Here is a 16,067-nt window from a genome sequence, read left to right as displayed (position 1 = left end):
CGGAGCTGCTAAGGGAACTGATTGCTCAAATTCACGATACCTTTCTTCCTGAACCGATTCACAAGCCAGAAAGAAGAAAAATAATAACACAACATATGTTTTGCCCCCCTTTTTCATACGCTACACAATTATCCCTCTATGAATAATTGAGACTATTGAATACAAGTTATAACTATTACCAGACCCTGTAGTCTCGGGGGCGACAGAGACCAGCATTACCAGATCCGGAGAACTTCGTGGTGCTATTTTTTGCTGAATTAGCTTTCAGGTAAAACTGTCAGGGGGGAGATAAAAATTTTATCTAAAATACTGAATTTGAAGATGATAATTAACCTACGTGAAATTTTTATTTTTAATACTTAAAATGAATGGCCAGGAAACTTCCACCTTTTAAACAAAAAACCCGAAGCCGGGGGGCAGGCTTCGGGTCAGGAAATAGTTGGGGAACTATTTAATCTACATTATCATGTAAAAAAGAATTATTGGTCCTGAATCTTATCTCATCATCCTCACCGGAACCCAGGGTGGTGCGGGATAATTTTTCCTCTCCCGGTTTTGAGCTATCAAGATCTATTCCCTGTCTTTTGTATGCAGGTTGTCTCTCATACTCATCCACCTTTGTGAGATTATTGCGGAACTTATAATTGAATTCCTTCATTTTGGCTCTTCTTTCAGCCGTTCTTTTCACCAGGCTTTCATTAATAGGGATGTTGAAAGGATCAACTTCCTCATCTGGAGATTGCTTTTTCTCTTCGGGCTTGGGTGCAACTTTTGAAACAGGAGGTTGTACAGGCTCCGGAGATTTCTTAAGCTCCGGCTCAATCTCAGGTTTAGCCTTTGGAGCAGGCTCAGAGGTTCTAAGCATCTCTTCCACCTGCATATAATCGTCTAAAGAATAACGGGTAATCCCGTTATGTGTATTCTTCATTTGGGATGAAAGTTCTTTCTTAGCCTCAGCTTTCTCCTCCATTTCATCAGTAAGGGTATGAATTATCCTCTGTTCTTTCTCAGGCTGCTGTTGCTCCTCCGTTCGCATTTGCGGCCGCTCTGTCTTTTGTTCTTCCTCCTTTGAAGCATTGTTCTTCGGCAAGTCAAAAGTGAACATGAACTGCTGCTCCTGGGGTTCTGGGCTTACAACTTCCGGCTCTGTAACTTCTATGTCCTTTACACTTTCAGTAATAATAAATTCAGGCTCTTGTTCAGCTTTCACTTCTTCAAACTGCACTTCCATATCCCTTATGGCTGCGGAAGGCTTACTCTCCGGCTCTTCCTCTACATCTTCATCTTCTAGAGACAGAGTGTGAACGATCTTCTTTTCCTCTTTTGGTGCAGGAGCTGGTCCATCATAAGCTGAAGAAGTTTTCCTGGGAGAAAGTTCGTGTTCAGCTTTTTGCTCATCCTCAAGCGTGTGAATGATCTTTTTAGCTTCAGTATTTACAATGTCATTTTGTTGCTCCACGTCAAAACCTGTAGCAATAATAGTAACTGAAATTGCGTCGTCAAGGCTCTCATCTTCCCCAACACCCATGATGATGTTCGCGCTGTGGCCGGCCTCTGCCTGGATATGATCTGAGATCTCCCCGATCTCGTCAATAGTAATTTCTTCGGAACCAGAAATGATAAGCAGCAACACATTTTTAGCACCTGTAATTTTATTGTCGTTAAGCAGCGGCGAATCCAGTGCCTTGGAAATGGCATCCTGGGCACGGTTTCCTCCCGATGCCTGCGCAGATCCCATTATGGCTGTACCACTATTGCTAAGAACGGTCTTAGCATCCCGCAAGTCAATGTTTTGAGTGTAGTGGTGGGTAATTACTTCGGCAATACCTCTGGAAGCAGTTGCAAGGACTTCATCAGCTTTTGAAAATCCTGCTTTAAATCCGAGATTTCCGTATACCTCTCTAAGTTTATTATTGTTGATCACAATTAGTGAGTCTACATGCTTGCGCAGGTTCTCAACTCCCAATTGTGCCTGTTCATTTCTTGTTTTACCTTCAAACAGAAAAGGGCTGGTTACGATCCCCACCGTAAGTATCCCCATGTCTTTAGCCTGTTTGGCGATGATAGGTGCAGCTCCTGTTCCGGTTCCACCACCCATTCCGGCGGTGATAAAGACCATTTTGGTATTGGTATCCAAAAGTGCTCTTATCTCATCAAAACTTTCTTCTGCAGCTTTGCGACCGACTTCAGGATCGGCCCCTGCTCCAAGACCTTCGGTCTCTCTTACTCCTAACTGGATCTTGTTTGGTACAGGACTGTTCTCCAGGGCTTGTGCATCTGTGTTACATATCACAAAGTCAACACCCTTGATACCTTGCTGGAACATGTGGTTGATCGCGTTACTACCGCCTCCACCAACACCAATAACTTTTATAACGTTCGATTGATTCTTGGGGAGATCGAAGGTAATGTTTCCGAATTCTGTGCTGCTCATAAATTCTGTTTTACTGGTTGCGTACTTCTTTTATCTTTCTTTTTCATAGTTATATTCTCGCCGATCCTATTACTCGGCGTTGTCTAAAAAATCCTTGAACTTTTCAAACCATTTTTCAAATATCGTTCTGCGAGGCTGACTTACCGTGGTAGGCTCTTCCCGCTCTTCTTCCTCTTCTTGAGGAACTGCCGTAGGTGTCGCTCCTGCCGCCACTTCTTCCTGTTCAGGTTCTTCCTCTATGTAGGAATGTTTGCTGTTGATCTCCAGGCTGTTCAAGACCAGACCAACTGCGGTTGCGTACACAGGACTTGTAGTTTCGGTGTCACTATCTCCGGCTAAATGCTCGTTTGGATATCCAATCCTGGTATCCATCCCTGTAATATATTCTACCAGCTGCTTGATATGCTTAAGCTGGGCTCCACCACCGGTCAAAACAATTCCGGCAATAAGCTTCTTCTTTTGCTCCTCGTGTCCATAATTCTTGATCTCGAGGTAAACCTGCTCAATGATCTCCACTACTCTGGCGTGAATGATCTTAGACAGGTTTTTAAGAGTAATTTCTTTAGGCTCCCTGCCGCGAAGCCCGGGGATGGAAACGATCTCGTTATCCTTATTTTCTCCCGGCCAGGCCGATCCAAACTTCACTTTCAACAGCTCTGCCTGCTTTTCTATGATCGAACAGCCTTCTTTGATGTCCTCGGTAATTACACCTCCACCAAAAGGAATAACTGCAGTATGTCTTATGATTCCATCTTTAAAAATGGCAAGATCTGTTGTTCCTCCTCCTATGTCGACAAGAGCAACCCCGGCTTCTTTCTCTTCCTGGCTAAGCACTGCATTTGCAGATGCAAGCGGCTCCAAAGTAACTGCCGAAAGGTCCAATCCGGCACTCTTCACACATCTTCCCACGTTTCGTATGGAAGAAACCTGCCCCACTACTACATGGAAATTCGCCTCCAAACGACCACCGTACATTCCTATTGGCTCCTTGATCTCTGCCTGCCCGTCAACTTTAAATTCCTGAGGTAATACGTGAATGATCTCTTCCCCCGGAAGCATTACCAGTTTATGAACCTGGTTGCAAAGTGTTTCAATATCTGTTGCGTCGATCACCTCATCGGGATTGGGACGGGTGATGTAATCGCTGTGTTGTAAGCTGCGAATGTGCTGGCCGGCTATACCTACCACCACATCTTTGATCTTCATTCCGCTATCTGCCTCCGCCTCCTGTATCGCCTGCTGAATGGATTGAATAGTTTGGGTGATATTATTCACCACGCCGCGGTGAACCCCAAGGCTTTTCGCCTTTCCTATTCCAATGATCTCCATTTTGCCGTAGTCATTTTTACGGCCAATCATGGCTACGATCTTAGTAGTACCAATATCTAATCCTACTGCGATGTCGTTTTGTTCCATACTTTACTTTTTAGTGCATACAACCTGGTCGCCAAATTGTAGATCCACTTTTTGATATGCGTCAAGCTTTTTATCCTTTAGTGCCTTTTGATAAAAAGCTTTAAAATTTTTAAATTTTAATTCTATGTCTTTCACCTCACCAAACACCACCACAAAATCGAGCTTCCTAAGGTGAATCTCATATTTACCGTTAGAAGCACGGTTAATTCCCGTCACATGCCGCGTTAGAAATTCATCGTTATTGATGAAATCCATAAGTGGATGCACTTCCTTCAGCTGTTCTTCATTTACCCCGGTCACCAATGGCACCCTTGCGGAATGGTATTGCGACAACGGCATCTTAAGTCCTTGTCTATCAAGGTAAAAAGGCGCACTGGCCATCACTCTTGCCAAAGGTTTCCGTTGGGTGATCTCGGCTCCCATTTTTCCGTCTACAGTGAGAAAAACTTCAGCATTTTCAACCATTTCATGAGATTCCAGCAGAGTCTCCACCCTACTCAAATCTAAAGTTTCTTTGCCTATGCTCTTAGCCCTTACCTCATTTTGTATTAACAATTTATTAACCGCTTCTTCAGTGAGATACAGGTTTTCGCTGTTGGTAAAATGCAGATTTACTTCGGAAAGAACTCTTGCGCTGTTGCGTTTTTCGGCGAATGCAAATAAAAAGAACACTACGCCAATGAGCAAGAATGTTTTTATGTAATTCCAGTTAATTTTCACCGCTCAGTTCTTTACGTATTTTCTCTACTTCTTCCCCAATATCACCGGCTCCCATAAGCACCACTACCTCAGCATTTTTAGTTTTTATTACTTCGGAAAGTTCCTCTTTTTGAACCAGCTGTTTTTTGTCATTTTTAACAAGCTTTAGCAGCCATTCTGAAGTAATTCTCTCAATAGGCTTCTCCCGTGCCGGGTAAATATCCAGCAGCAGCAGCTCGTCGAACAGGCTGAGGCTTTCAGCAAAAGCTTCAGCAAAATCCCGAGTACGGCTGAAGAGGTGTGGCTGAAATACCGCCAAAACCTTTTTCCCCGGATGCATTTCCCTAACGGCCTGATGAATTGCCGCAATCTCGGCAGGGTGATGCGCGTAATCATCGATCAACACAAGATCCTCCCGCTTGATACGGTAAGAAAATCTGCGCTCCACGCCTTTAAAAGAAGCTATAGCATTAGCAAGGAGCTCGGGGGGGGCACCGAACTCCATTGCCATTGCCAAAGCTGTGACTGCATTCTGTAAATTATGTTTTCCCGGAAGGCTCAATTCAAAGCCTTTGTATGTTTTTTCTTTTGTTTTTAAATCGAAATGATAACTGCCATTTTTGACACCTATGTTCACTGCCGCAATATCGGCGTCGTCATCAACTCCTACAGAGGTTCCCAACAGGGGTAAACCATTTGCAAAGAACAGCTTCCCGTCCTCAGGTACGAGGGCTGCAAAGGCCTTAAAAGATTCTTTGATCTGCGCATCTTCCCCGTAGATGTCTAAATGATCGGCATCCATTGAGGTGATGGCGGCAAGATTAGGGGAAAGTTTGAGGAAAGACCGGTCAAATTCATCGGCCTCCACTACCATCGCCTGGTCTCCGTCAAGGATAAGGTTGGAGTTATAATTCTCGGATATACCTCCCAAAAATGCAGTTATTTCACTACCCGTTTCCTTCAGTAAATGTGCCAGCATAGTGCTGGTGGTTGTTTTGCCATGAGTTCCCGCAACCGCAAGTGTGAAATGGCCTTTTGTAAGGTTTCCCAGCACAGCAGCCCGCTTTTCCATGGTGTAGCTATCAGCTGTAAAATGCAAATACTGCGCATGTTCCTGCGGAATTGCAGGTGTATAAACGATCAATGATTCTCTGTCCTCTAAAATGGCATTTGGAAGGTCCTCTACTTTTTCTGAAGTGATTACCTCTATCCCCTCTTTTTGCAGCTCACGGGTAAGTTCTGAATGGGTGCGGTCGTAACCTGCAACATATTTTCCGGCAGCATTGAAATACCGGGCGAGGGCACTCATCCCGATCCCGCCGATGCCTATAAAATAAATGTTCTGTATGTTATCGTAGTGCCCCATTATGGCCAGGTTCTCAATATTTTTTCAACTTCATTTACAATATTCGCCGTTGCATTCGGCTTCTCCAGCTTCTTGATATTCCTGCCGAGATCCTTCATCTTCTCATCTGACTCCACCAGCGGAAAAAATATCGACCTGAAGCCCTGCTCCAAATGACTTTCGGAAAGGATCACTGCAGCATCTTTTTCGGCTACTGCCATCGCATTTTTGGTCTGGTGATCTTCGGCCACATTCGGCGACGGAATAAATACCACCGGCTTCCCAACTATACACAATTCTGAAACTGTTCCGGCACCGGCACGGGAGATGATAATATCTGCCGCAGCATAAGCCAGGTCCATCCTTTTCAAAAAGGCGAAAGTTTGTATGTCTTTCTTTTCTGCGTACTTGCTATACTCATCAAAGTAAAGCGTTCCGGTTTGCCATAGTACCTGCAGGTCGTGTTTTTCAAACTCCTTCAGGTTGTCTTCGACCAGTTGATTTATTTTTCGTGCACCAAGACTTCCGCCAAGAACTAAAACTGTCTTTTTTGACGGCTCGATTCCGAAGAACTTTTGCGCCTCCTCCCTTTTTTTATCGACATTTAGCAGATCCTGCCGAACAGGATTTCCTGTAAGCACGATCTTCTCTTCGGGAAAGAACCTTCCCATATCGGGATAGGCCACACAGATGCTGTTTGCGCCTTTAGCTAAAAGTTTGTTTGTGATTCCGGGATAGGAATTCTGCTCCTGGATCAAGGTGGGAATATTCTCCCTGTTCGCCATTTGCAGTAAAGGTCCGCTGGCAAATCCGCCGGTTCCAATTACCACATCGGGCTGAAATTTTTTAATAATATCCCGTGCTTTCCACAGACTCTTCACAAGCTTGACCGGGAAAAGCAGGTTTTTGGCAGTCATTCTGCGTTGAAAGCCACTGATCCATAGACCTTCGATCTTGTAACCAGCCTCAGGAACTTTTTGCATTTCCATTTTATCCTCGGCACCTACGAACAATATTTCACAGGTGGGATACCGAAGCTTCAATTCATTGGCAATAGAAATTGCCGGGAAAATATGTCCTCCCGTACCTCCGCCAGATATGATCACTCTTAACTGATTTTTCATATTGCCTCGCTTAATATTTCCAGCGGATTATCTTCATCCGCATCATTTTCTTTTTCTATTTGCTGCAGTTCCTCTTCGCGTTTCGCACTTACACTCAGCACCATTCCCAGCGCCAGGCAGGTCATCCAGATGGAAGAACCACCACTGCTAATTAGCGGCAAAGTTTGCCCCGTCACCGGAAACAATTCTACTGCCACAGCCATATTTACCAGTGCCTGGAAAATTATTGGCAGGCCAACACCTATCACAAGTAATTTTCCAAAGACCGAATTTGCTTTAGTAGCCACAATAATTATTCTAAAAAAGAGCAACAGGTATGCGAACATCACTCCAATCCCTCCAATGAGCCCCATTTCCTCGACAATGATGGCATAAATAAAATCTGAAGAAGATTGTGGAAGAAAGTTTCTCTGCACACTTTTCCCAATTCCCTGTCCTGTAACTCCGCCACTGGCAATTGCGATCTTCGCTTTCTCTATTTGATAATCGGCTTCAGTAACCTCATCATTTGTAAAATTCTCTACCCTGCTAATCCAGGTGTCAACGCGGTTGGGGAACAGCCCGGGAAAAGCTTTGGCTGTCAACATAAAGATACTGAGCATTACTATACCCGCACCAACAATAGCCAGCAAATATTTCCAAGGATACCCGCCTATAAAGGTCACCAGCAGGACCATTAGGAAAAGAATGGCCGTGGTCGAAAAGTTCGCCGGTAAAATGAGCCCCATTACTACTGCTACAGGCAACCACAGCGGAACTATAGTTTGTTTAAAGGTGTATTCTTTGTCTTTGACCTTTGCCATGTATTTGGCTACATAAGTCAACAACACTACAGAAGCCAGAGTCGAAGGCTGAAAGGTCTTATTAAGGATTGGAATATTGATCCACCTACTCGCATTGGCTCCATCGATCACTACTCCCTGGGATACCGTGAACAACAGCAACAGGATCAACAAGGGAAGCGTAATTATGGAGAGGCCCACGAAATAATGGTAAGGCACCTTGTGCACAAAGAACATGATCACAAAGCCCAGGAACAGGTGAATGAAATGATTGACAAGATAAGGCAGGGTGCTCCCGTCGCCATATAGATAGGCGAGATTACTGCTGGCGCTGTACACCGGCAGGAACGAAAAGATCGCCAGCAATGCTGCCGAAGCCCATATGGTTTTATCACCCTTTATCCTTGAAAAAAATCCTGTCATTTATTCCCTTTTTGACACCTGTATTTTTAAAGATTCCTTACCGCCTCTTTGAATTGACGACCTCTGTCCTCGTAATTCTGGAAAAGATCAAAACTTGCGCATGCAGGTGAAAGAAGAACGGTATCCCCTCTCTCTGCAATTTTGTAAGCCTGCTGCACAGCTTCTTCCATTGAGCGGGTCTCGAAAATAAGATCCACACAATTTCCAAATGCATTCAGGATAGGCTCATTATTTACTCCAAGACAAACGATTGCCTTAACCTTTTCATTCACCAACGGCAGTAATTCGGCGTATTCATTTCCTTTATCTACACCACCCACGATCCACACGGTTTCAGCTTCCATACTTTCAAGTGCATAATAGGTCGCGTTCACATTGGTCGCTTTGGAATCATTGATGTACTGCACATTGTTTATTTTAAGCACTTTTTCAAGACGGTGCTCCACCCCTTGAAAACTCTCCATGCTCTGTCTTATAGTTTCTTTTCTAATGCGTAATAATTGTGCAACAGTAGCTGCGGCCATCGCATTCTTGGCGTTGTGTTTTCCTTCTAAGGTTAAATTGGATGTTGGCATGGTCAATTCTGAATTATCTGTACGAATAATAAGTTGTTCATCTTTTATAAAAGCTCCTTTCTCAAACTCCTCCCGGAGTGAAAAAGGCATTTTTTGGGACTGTATTGGATTTTCTTTAAGCCATTTCGCGATCACGGGATCATCGGCATCATATATAAAATAATCTTGGTCTGTCTGGTTCTTTACGATCCTGAACTTGCTGGCGATGTACTGGTTAAAGTCATGCCTGTAACGGTCCAGGTGATCTGGGGTTATGTTGGTCAATACTGCAATATGCGGCCTGAAATCTTCTATCCCGTCTAACTGAAAACTGCTAATTTCCAGCACATAATGATCTGCTTTGGTCTCTGCCACCTGTTTGGCAAAACTCTGCCCAATATTTCCGGCCATTCCCACATTCAATCCACCGTCCTTAAGCAGGTGGTGTGTGAACATGGTGGTGGTGGTTTTTCCGTTACTCCCTGTAATTCCTACCAGCACCGCATTGGTAAAGCCGTAGGCGAATTCAATTTCAGAAATAACAGGAATTCCTTTTCCTCTCAGCCGACTGACGAGGGGGGCATCGTCAGGTATACCCGGACTTTTCATTACCAGGTCGGCTTTGAAGATCTTTTCTTCGGAATGATTCTCTTCTTCCCAGTCTATTTCATGTGAGTTTAGCTGAGCTTTAAAATGATCTTTGATCTTGCCTTTGTCTGAAACAAAAGTGCGGAAGCCTTCCTTCTTTCCAAGGATGGCTGTACCCACGCCGCTCTCACCTCCGCCAAGGATGACGAGGAAATTGCGGTCTCTGTTTTTTGTTTCTGTCGACATTATCGAATCTTGAGAGTTACAATAGTTACTATCGCAAGGAAGATCCCAATGATCCAGAACCTTACTACGATCTTGCTTTCATGAAATCCTGCCTTTTGAAAATGATGATGCAAAGGCGACATCAGGAAGATCCTTCTTCCTTCTCCATATTTTCTGCGGGTATATTTGAACCAGCCCACCTGCATTACTACAGAAAGGTTTTCGATAAGGAAAACCCCACACAAAATTGGGATCAGTAATTCTTTTCTTGTGGCGAGAGCTAAAACAGCGATAATTCCGCCAATGGTAAGGCTCCCTGTATCTCCCATGAAAACCTGCGCAGGAAAAGTATTATACCAGAGAAAACCTACCAAAGCTCCCGCAAAAGCCGAAATGTAAATCGTCATCTCGCCTGTTCTGGGGATGTACATGACATTGAGATAATCAGAAAATATGATGTTACCGGAAACCCATGCAAAGATCCCAAGCGTTAGTACAATAATAGTTGAAGTTCCGGCTGCGAGACCGTCGATGCCATCAGTAAGGTTGGCTCCATTGGAGACCGCTGTCACAATGAAGATCACGATTGGAATAAAGATCAACCAGGCATACTGAGCATAATCAGGATTGATCCAGGTGATTAGATCGGCATAATCCAGCTCGTTGTTCTTCACAAATGGAATTGTTGTTTTGGTCGACTTCTCCTCCTTAGAGGTGGTCACAGGATTCTCTGCTGAAGAGATCAATTCTACCGTCTGTACACTTCCCGGCAACTGCGGATTCTCATTAATGGTTATATCGGGATGAAAATAAATGGTAGCTCCAACAATAAGACCAAGACCTACCTGTCCTACCACCTTAAAAATGCCTTTTAAGCCTTCTTTATCTTTTCTGAAGGTTTTGATATAATCATCCAGGAAACCAATAGCACCCATCCAAAGGGTGGTCACTATCAACAGGATCACATAGATGTTATTAAGCTTGGCCACCAGCAACACAGGAATTAGCGTTGCAATGATGATAATCAACCCTCCCATGGTTGGCGTTCCGGCCTTTTGAGTTTGACCTTCCAGCCCAAGGTCCCTTACACTCTCTCCAATCTGCTTCTTTTGAAGGAAATTGATGATCTTCTTACCGTAAATGGTCGAAATACCCAACGAAAGAATGATCGCCACAGCCGATCTAAAGGAGATATACTGATATAGTCTCTCCCCGGGAAAGGTATAGACATCTTCAAGATATTCGAACAGATGGTATAACATATGCTTTAGCTTCTTCTCCGGAAGAGATTATTTTTTTAGTTCTTTTAAATATTCACTTACGATCTTAAAATCGTCAAAATCCTTTCTTACTCCATTGATCTCCTGATAGGTTTCATGTCCTTTCCCGGCGATCAAAATGATATCATTCTTATTTGCCAGCTGGCAGGCGGTTTTAATAGCCTGAAGTCTGTTTGTAACTGACATTACTTTCTTGAAATTCTGAGGCTCTACCCCTGCTTCCACTTCTTCAATGATCTTATCGGGATCTTCTGTGCGGGGATTATCACTTGTAAAAACCACCTTTGTACTCAATGCTGAAGCAATGTGACCCATTTTTGGCCTTTTTGAGCGGTCACGATCTCCACCACAACCCACAACTGTGATCAATTCCTCATTTTTGGTCCTGATGCTGTTAATGGTGTCCAGCACATTTTGTAAAGCATCGGGTGTATGTGCGTAATCAACTATTGCAGTGATCTTATTATCTGAGATGTAATACTGAAATCTTCCGCTTACAGCATTAAGTTCGCTGATGTACTTAAGACTTTCCAGAGTGGTTAATCCGAGTAATTCTGAAGCAGCATAGATTGCCAGCACATTATAGGCATTAAAGTTTCCGATAAGCTTTGTCCAAACTTCCTGCTCATTGATCTTCAGCAGCATTCCGCCGAAACCGTTCTCCAGGATCTGTGCCTTGTAATCGGCTACAGACTTTAAGGCATAAGTGTATTTCTTTGCCTTCGTATTTTGAAGCATCACCCGCCCATTCTTGTCATCTCCATTGGTCAAAGCAAAAGCTGAAGCAGGAAGCTGGTCAAAAAAGGCTTTTTTGACATCCCTGTATTCCGCAAAGTCTTTGTGATAATCAAGATGCTCATGGGAAAGATTAGTGAAGATCCCGCCGGAAAATTTGAGTCCGGTGGTGCGATGTTGTGCGATCCCGTGGGAACTAACTTCCATGAAGCAGTACTCTACCCCTGCCTCGTTCATCTTCTTCAGGTAAGAATTAATGGTAAGGGAATCGGGAGTGGTATGTGTGGCCGGGAATTTTTCTTCAGCGATCAACACCTGAACTGTAGAAAGCAATCCCACCTTATATCCCGCTTTTGTAAAAAGCTGATACAATAGCGAAGCCACTGTGGTCTTTCCATTAGTTCCTGTAACTCCAACAAGCTTCAGGTTTTCTGAAGGGTTTCCGTAAAAATTATCAGCCATGAAAGCCAAAGCCTGCTGTGAGTTCTTAACCTTTACATAGGTGATCCCGTTCACGGTTTTCTCAGGCATCTCTTCACAAACAATAGCCAACGCCCCCTGTTCAACAGCCTTCTCAATATAGGCATGACCATCGGTCTGGGTCCCGCGAATTGCCACAAACACGTCATTAAATCCCACTTTTCGGGAGTCAAAGTGAATTTCATTGACAGCAATATTGGTATTTCCAACTACCGCTTCCAAAGAAACCCTGTATAATATGTCTTTTAAATAATTCAACTCAATTTCAATTTTATCACGAGGTTCTCAGCTATTTCAGTTCCCGGTTGAACCGACTGCTGACTCACCTCTCCGTTTCCGGATAATTCATACTTCACACCCAGGTTTTCCAAGAGAGAAACAGCATCCATAGCTGGCATTCCTCTTAGATCTGGCACCACCTCCTGCTCATTCCTGGCTGTGGCAAAATATTTTTCGTAGTTCTTTTCAATTTCCGGATTGATCACCTCCAGAGTTTCAAACTCATCCAGCACAGGGTTGTCTGTGTATATCTTTTGGGCGATTCGTTTAAAGACAGGTCCGCTAACATCTGCACCATAATATCCCACCTTGTTGTTTGGCTTATGTATCACCACTATGCAGGAATATTTCGGATTTTCCACAGGGAAGAAACCAACAAAGGAAGAGATGTACTGCGGATTCTGTGCCCAGCCTTCTTTCCAGTATTCCGTTTGCGCAGTTCCGGTTTTTCCGGCCATAGAAAAATTTGGCTCATACAAACTTTGTCCTGTTCCCCTTTCCACAACATGCTTTAGCATATCGGTCACCTTTGCAACAGTTTCGGGACTGCAGATCTGTGGATCTATTACTTTCTTCTCAAATTTCTCAACAGTCCTGTCCCACTCTTTCACCTCTTTGATAAAACGTGGTTTTACCATTTCCCCTCCGTTAGCAATTGCGTTATAGAAAGTGAGGGTTTGCAGCGGCGTGATCTGTATACTTCCATAACCATACGCCATCCAGGGCAGGGACAATCCACTCCAGGTCTTATCTCCTGGCGTGGGAATGTATGGAGTTCCTTCTCCTTTTATGGCTAAGCCCAGGCTTTCATCCAGATGCATGGCTTTAAGTCCATCCACGAATTTCTGCGGCTGGTCCTTATAATTTTCATAAATGAGTTTCACTATCCCTACGTTGGAAGAAACTTCGAAAGCCTTACCTGCTGATATCTTTCCGTAGCCACCGTGTTTCGAATCCCGTACCCTTCGGCGGTGAATGATCATTTGGCCGTTCTCTGTATCTACAACTGTACTTGTATCAATTACCTTATCTTCCAAAGCGACGACCATTGCCATCAACTTAAAAGTTGAACCGGGTTCGTGGGCTTCGCCTACGGCATAGTTCAACCTTTCGTAATAGGTGCCTTTTGAAGTACGACCAAGATTTGATATTGCTTTGATCTCCCCCGTTTCAGTTTCCATTACTACAACAGAACCGTGATCGGCTTCATATTTTTCAAGCTGCTTGAGCAAAGCGTGATGTGCGATATCCTGAATTTTGACATCAATAGTGGAAATAAGATCATAGCCATCCTTTGGCTCCACTTCGTTATTATCACTTATAGGTTTCCACTGGCCTTTTGCAATTCGCTGCTTTAAACGCTTACCTTCCTTTCCTCGCAGGTAAGGACCAAATGCCCCTTCCAAACCAACCCGGGTATAGTAACCACTATCATCCTGCCGCTCATAACCTACGGTACGTTCAGCCATAGTTCCAAGCGGGTGTTCACGAACGGTTCTTTGTTCGACTATAATTCCGCCGCGGTTGGAACCCAGCTTGAACATTGGGAAATTCTTGATCTTGATATATTCTGAATAACCTAGGTTTCGTGCAATAAGAAGATAACGATGTTTATTAGCTCTTGCTGAACGTAACTTCTGCGCCCAACGGGAAGAAGACTCTCCGAACATCTTTGCAAGCTCTTCTGAAAGCGGACCTACATTCTCCTGAAAATTCTTATCTGAAACAGTTACTGCATCAAACCTGATGTCGTATTTGGGAATTGAGGTAGCAAGTAAGTTACCATTGGCATCATAGAGATTCCCACGGTTGGCAGGAATAACAAAATTGCGGTAGGTACGCTCCTCTGCCATCTCCCGGTAATTCTCCCCCTCCACGATCTGAATATTAAGCAACTTCACGCCAACAGCAACAGCCAACAAGAACATGCAGCCTGCCACAACATAGATGCGGTACAATATGTGCTTTTCGGTAGTTGCCATTGAGCCTTACTCTTTTTCTTTAACTATGATCTTGGTTGGCGGCACATCTGAAGGTTTTATCCCCCTGTCTGCCATCCTCTTTGTTATGGTCGATTCCATTTTGAGCTTCATGAGATTGGACCTGCCGTCAAGGAACTCTGTCCTCAACTCTAAAACCTCATCATTCAATCTTGCAATTTCATGGACCTTTTGCTCTGCACTGTGTGAACTACCTATCATAAAGATGGCCAGCACGGTGCAAAAAAGGATAAAACGCCAGTTGTTAAAGGCGTCATTGCTTATCAAAAATTTACCTTTCAGGATGTCGTAAAAGCTCTCTTTCATTCTACTCTATTCTTTCAGCTATACGTAACCTCGCACTTCGGGCACGGTTGTTCCTCTTTATTTCTTCGGGAGAAGGGGTGATCATTTTACCCACTTTTCGAAAGGGAACAGAGATATTTCCGTAGAAATCTTTTTCAGGCTCCCCTTCAAACATGCCACTCCTTATGTATCTTTTTACCAGTCGGTCTTCCAGGGAGTGATAGGAAATAAGGCTTAACCTTCCTCCCGGCTTTAGCAGATCTTCGGTTTGCAGCAAAAATTCCTTCAATACTTCGATCTCCTGATTCACCTCAATTCTTATTGCCTGATAAACCTGCGCAAGTACTTTATGCTCCCGGCCTACAGGTAAAAACGGCTTTAAAACCTCCTTCAGTTTTTCACTGGTAGCTATTGCCTCTTCTTTACGGGCAGAGACTATGGTGCGGGCAATTTTTGGCGCACTTCTTAACTCCCCATAATTGAAAAGCACATCCCGCAATTGCTTCTCATCATAATTATTTACCACTTCGAAAGCGCTAAGAGTGCTGCCCTGGTTCATCCTCATGTCGAGTTTGGACTCAAACCGGGTAGAGAAACCTCTTTCAGCAACATCGAACTGGTGCGACGAAACACCAAAGTCACCCAGAATTCCATCTAATTTTTTGATTCCGTAGAACCTTAAGAAGCGTTTTATGAACCTAAAGTTCTCATTGATAAGGACAAACCGCTCATCATCAATCTTATTTTCTAAAGCATCCTTATCCTGATCAAAAGCGTATAACTTTCCATTTGGCCCAAGTCGATTCAGGATCTCACGGGAATGACCGCCACCACCAAAAGTCACGTCCACATAAACGCCGGAAGGCTGAATATTCAGCCCGTCAACAGTTTCTTCCAGTAAGACCGGATTATGGTAGCTCATTTGCATCGTTACTTTTATTTCCCATTACACGTTCAGCGAGCTCGGCAAATTCTTCAGGCGGCGTATCGATCGCCTTTTCATACTCGTCCTTATCCCAAATCTCGATGATGTCAATTGGAGAAGCGATCACCACCTCCTTGCTTATTCCGGCAATACGAATTAGGTCTTTCGGAATTAGAAGTCGGCCGTTAGTATCAACCTCCACAATTTTAACACCAGCTGTAAATTTTCTTATAAAGTCCATATTCTCCTTCACAAAACGGTTCAATTTTCCCACCTCCTGCATTACTTCATTCCATCTTGCCATGGGATAGAGCTCCAAACAATTTCCGAAAAGAGAACGTTTAAGAACGAAACCATCTTGAATTATTGGCACAAGTTGCTTCTTCATAGGCGCCGGGATCATTAACCGTCCCTTAGCGTCTACCTTGCATTCATATGTACCAATGAGATTTACCACTTCTATAGTTTACGATTCAAATATATTGAAATTTAA

13 protein-coding genes are annotated in these 16,067 nt (G+C 43.8%); all 13 read right to left on the bottom strand.

The genetic code is table 11. The features are described 5' to 3' along the window. Positions 1 to 451: 451 nt before the first annotated feature. A complete protein-coding gene (gene ftsZ / locus ACXYMT_RS05705) occupies positions 452 to 2,434 on the bottom strand; it encodes a cell division protein FtsZ (RefSeq protein WP_459058122.1) in 1,983 nt (660 codons plus the stop codon). 69 nt (positions 2,435 to 2,503) lie between these two features. After that, positions 2,504 to 3,850: a cell division protein FtsA gene (gene ftsA, locus ACXYMT_RS05700; RefSeq protein WP_459058121.1), complete on the bottom strand. Its 1,347-nt coding sequence runs from the start codon at positions 3,848 to 3,850 to the stop codon at positions 2,504 to 2,506. A gap of 3 nt (positions 3,851 to 3,853) precedes the next feature. Beyond that, the gene (locus ACXYMT_RS05695) at positions 3,854 to 4,570 is read right to left on the bottom strand and encodes a cell division protein FtsQ/DivIB (RefSeq protein WP_459058120.1); all 717 of its coding nucleotides are present in this window, start codon (positions 4,568 to 4,570) and stop codon (positions 3,854 to 3,856) included. Continuing rightward, complete coding sequence (gene murC / locus ACXYMT_RS05690) at positions 4,560 to 5,915, bottom strand: UDP-N-acetylmuramate--L-alanine ligase (protein ID WP_459058119.1); 1,356 nt, start codon at positions 5,913 to 5,915, stop codon at positions 4,560 to 4,562. Before murC ends, ACXYMT_RS05695 begins: the two co-directional genes overlap by 11 nt. After that, the gene (gene murG, locus ACXYMT_RS05685) at positions 5,915 to 7,018 is read right to left on the bottom strand and encodes an undecaprenyldiphospho-muramoylpentapeptide beta-N-acetylglucosaminyltransferase (protein ID WP_459058118.1); all 1,104 of its coding nucleotides are present in this window, start codon (positions 7,016 to 7,018) and stop codon (positions 5,915 to 5,917) included. Before murG ends, murC begins: the two co-directional genes overlap by 1 nt. Beyond that, positions 7,015 to 8,223, bottom strand: coding sequence for an FtsW/RodA/SpoVE family cell cycle protein (locus tag ACXYMT_RS05680; RefSeq protein ID WP_459058117.1), 1,209 nt, complete (start codon positions 8,221 to 8,223; stop codon positions 7,015 to 7,017). The genes murG and ACXYMT_RS05680 overlap by 4 nt, the downstream gene beginning before the upstream one ends. Positions 8,224 to 8,249: 26 nt before the next feature. Continuing rightward, a complete protein-coding gene (gene murD, locus ACXYMT_RS05675; protein WP_459058116.1) occupies positions 8,250 to 9,611 on the bottom strand; it encodes a UDP-N-acetylmuramoyl-L-alanine--D-glutamate ligase in 1,362 nt (453 codons plus the stop codon). Beyond that, positions 9,611 to 10,852, bottom strand: coding sequence for a phospho-N-acetylmuramoyl-pentapeptide-transferase (gene mraY / locus ACXYMT_RS05670; RefSeq protein ID WP_459058115.1), 1,242 nt, complete (start codon positions 10,850 to 10,852; stop codon positions 9,611 to 9,613). Before mraY ends, murD begins: the two co-directional genes overlap by 1 nt. A gap of 27 nt (positions 10,853 to 10,879) precedes the next feature. Further along, positions 10,880 to 12,343: a UDP-N-acetylmuramoyl-L-alanyl-D-glutamate--2,6-diaminopimelate ligase gene (locus ACXYMT_RS05665; RefSeq protein WP_459058114.1), complete on the bottom strand. Its 1,464-nt coding sequence runs from the start codon at positions 12,341 to 12,343 to the stop codon at positions 10,880 to 10,882. After that, positions 12,340 to 14,346 (bottom strand): penicillin-binding protein, encoded by a 2,007-nt coding sequence (locus ACXYMT_RS05660; RefSeq protein WP_459058113.1) that lies wholly within the window; start codon positions 14,344 to 14,346, stop codon positions 12,340 to 12,342. The genes ACXYMT_RS05665 and ACXYMT_RS05660 overlap by 4 nt, the downstream gene beginning before the upstream one ends. A 6-nt stretch (positions 14,347 to 14,352) precedes the next feature. Continuing rightward, entirely contained in the window at positions 14,353 to 14,670 is a 318-nt protein-coding gene (locus ACXYMT_RS05655; RefSeq protein ID WP_459058112.1) for an FtsL-like putative cell division protein, read from the bottom strand. Between the two features lies 1 nt (position 14,671). After that, positions 14,672 to 15,571 carry a 16S rRNA (cytosine(1402)-N(4))-methyltransferase RsmH gene (gene rsmH / locus ACXYMT_RS05650; RefSeq protein WP_459058111.1) on the bottom strand — a complete coding sequence of 300 codons (900 nt, stop codon included), beginning with the start codon at positions 15,569 to 15,571 and terminating at the stop codon, positions 14,672 to 14,674. Next, complete coding sequence (mraZ, locus tag ACXYMT_RS05645) at positions 15,558 to 16,031, bottom strand: division/cell wall cluster transcriptional repressor MraZ (protein WP_459058110.1); 474 nt, start codon at positions 16,029 to 16,031, stop codon at positions 15,558 to 15,560. Before mraZ ends, rsmH begins: the two co-directional genes overlap by 14 nt. Between the last annotated feature and the right edge of the window lie 36 nt (positions 16,032 to 16,067).

The sequence above is a fragment of the Salinimicrobium sp. CAU 1759 genome, assembly GCF_054482715.1.
This window is presented reverse-complemented; position numbering and strand designations above follow the sequence as displayed.

Bases quoted from the DNA above. Each gene is read 5' to 3' on its own strand.
- ftsZ (WP_459058122.1), bottom strand. From the start codon at position 2,434: ATGAGCAGCACAGAATTCGGAAACATTACCTTCGATCTCCCCAAGAAT.
- ftsA (WP_459058121.1), bottom strand. From the start codon at position 3,850: ATGGAACAAAACGACATCGCAGTAGGATTAGATATTGGTACTACTAAG.
- murC (WP_459058119.1), bottom strand. From the start codon at position 5,915: ATGGGGCACTACGATAACATACAGAACATTTATTTTATAGGCATCGGC.
- murG (WP_459058118.1), bottom strand. From the start codon at position 7,018: ATGAAAAATCAGTTAAGAGTGATCATATCTGGCGGAGGTACGGGAGGA.
- ACXYMT_RS05680 (WP_459058117.1), bottom strand. From the start codon at position 8,223: ATGACAGGATTTTTTTCAAGGATAAAGGGTGATAAAACCATATGGGCT.
- murD (WP_459058116.1), bottom strand. From the start codon at position 9,611: ATGTCGACAGAAACAAAAAACAGAGACCGCAATTTCCTCGTCATCCTT.
- mraY (WP_459058115.1), bottom strand. From the start codon at position 10,852: ATGTTATACCATCTGTTCGAATATCTTGAAGATGTCTATACCTTTCCC.
- ACXYMT_RS05660 (WP_459058113.1), bottom strand. From the start codon at position 14,346: ATGGCAACTACCGAAAAGCACATATTGTACCGCATCTATGTTGTGGCA.
- ACXYMT_RS05655 (WP_459058112.1), bottom strand. From the start codon at position 14,670: ATGAAAGAGAGCTTTTACGACATCCTGAAAGGTAAATTTTTGATAAGC.
- rsmH (WP_459058111.1), bottom strand. From the start codon at position 15,571: ATGAGCTACCATAATCCGGTCTTACTGGAAGAAACTGTTGACGGGCTG.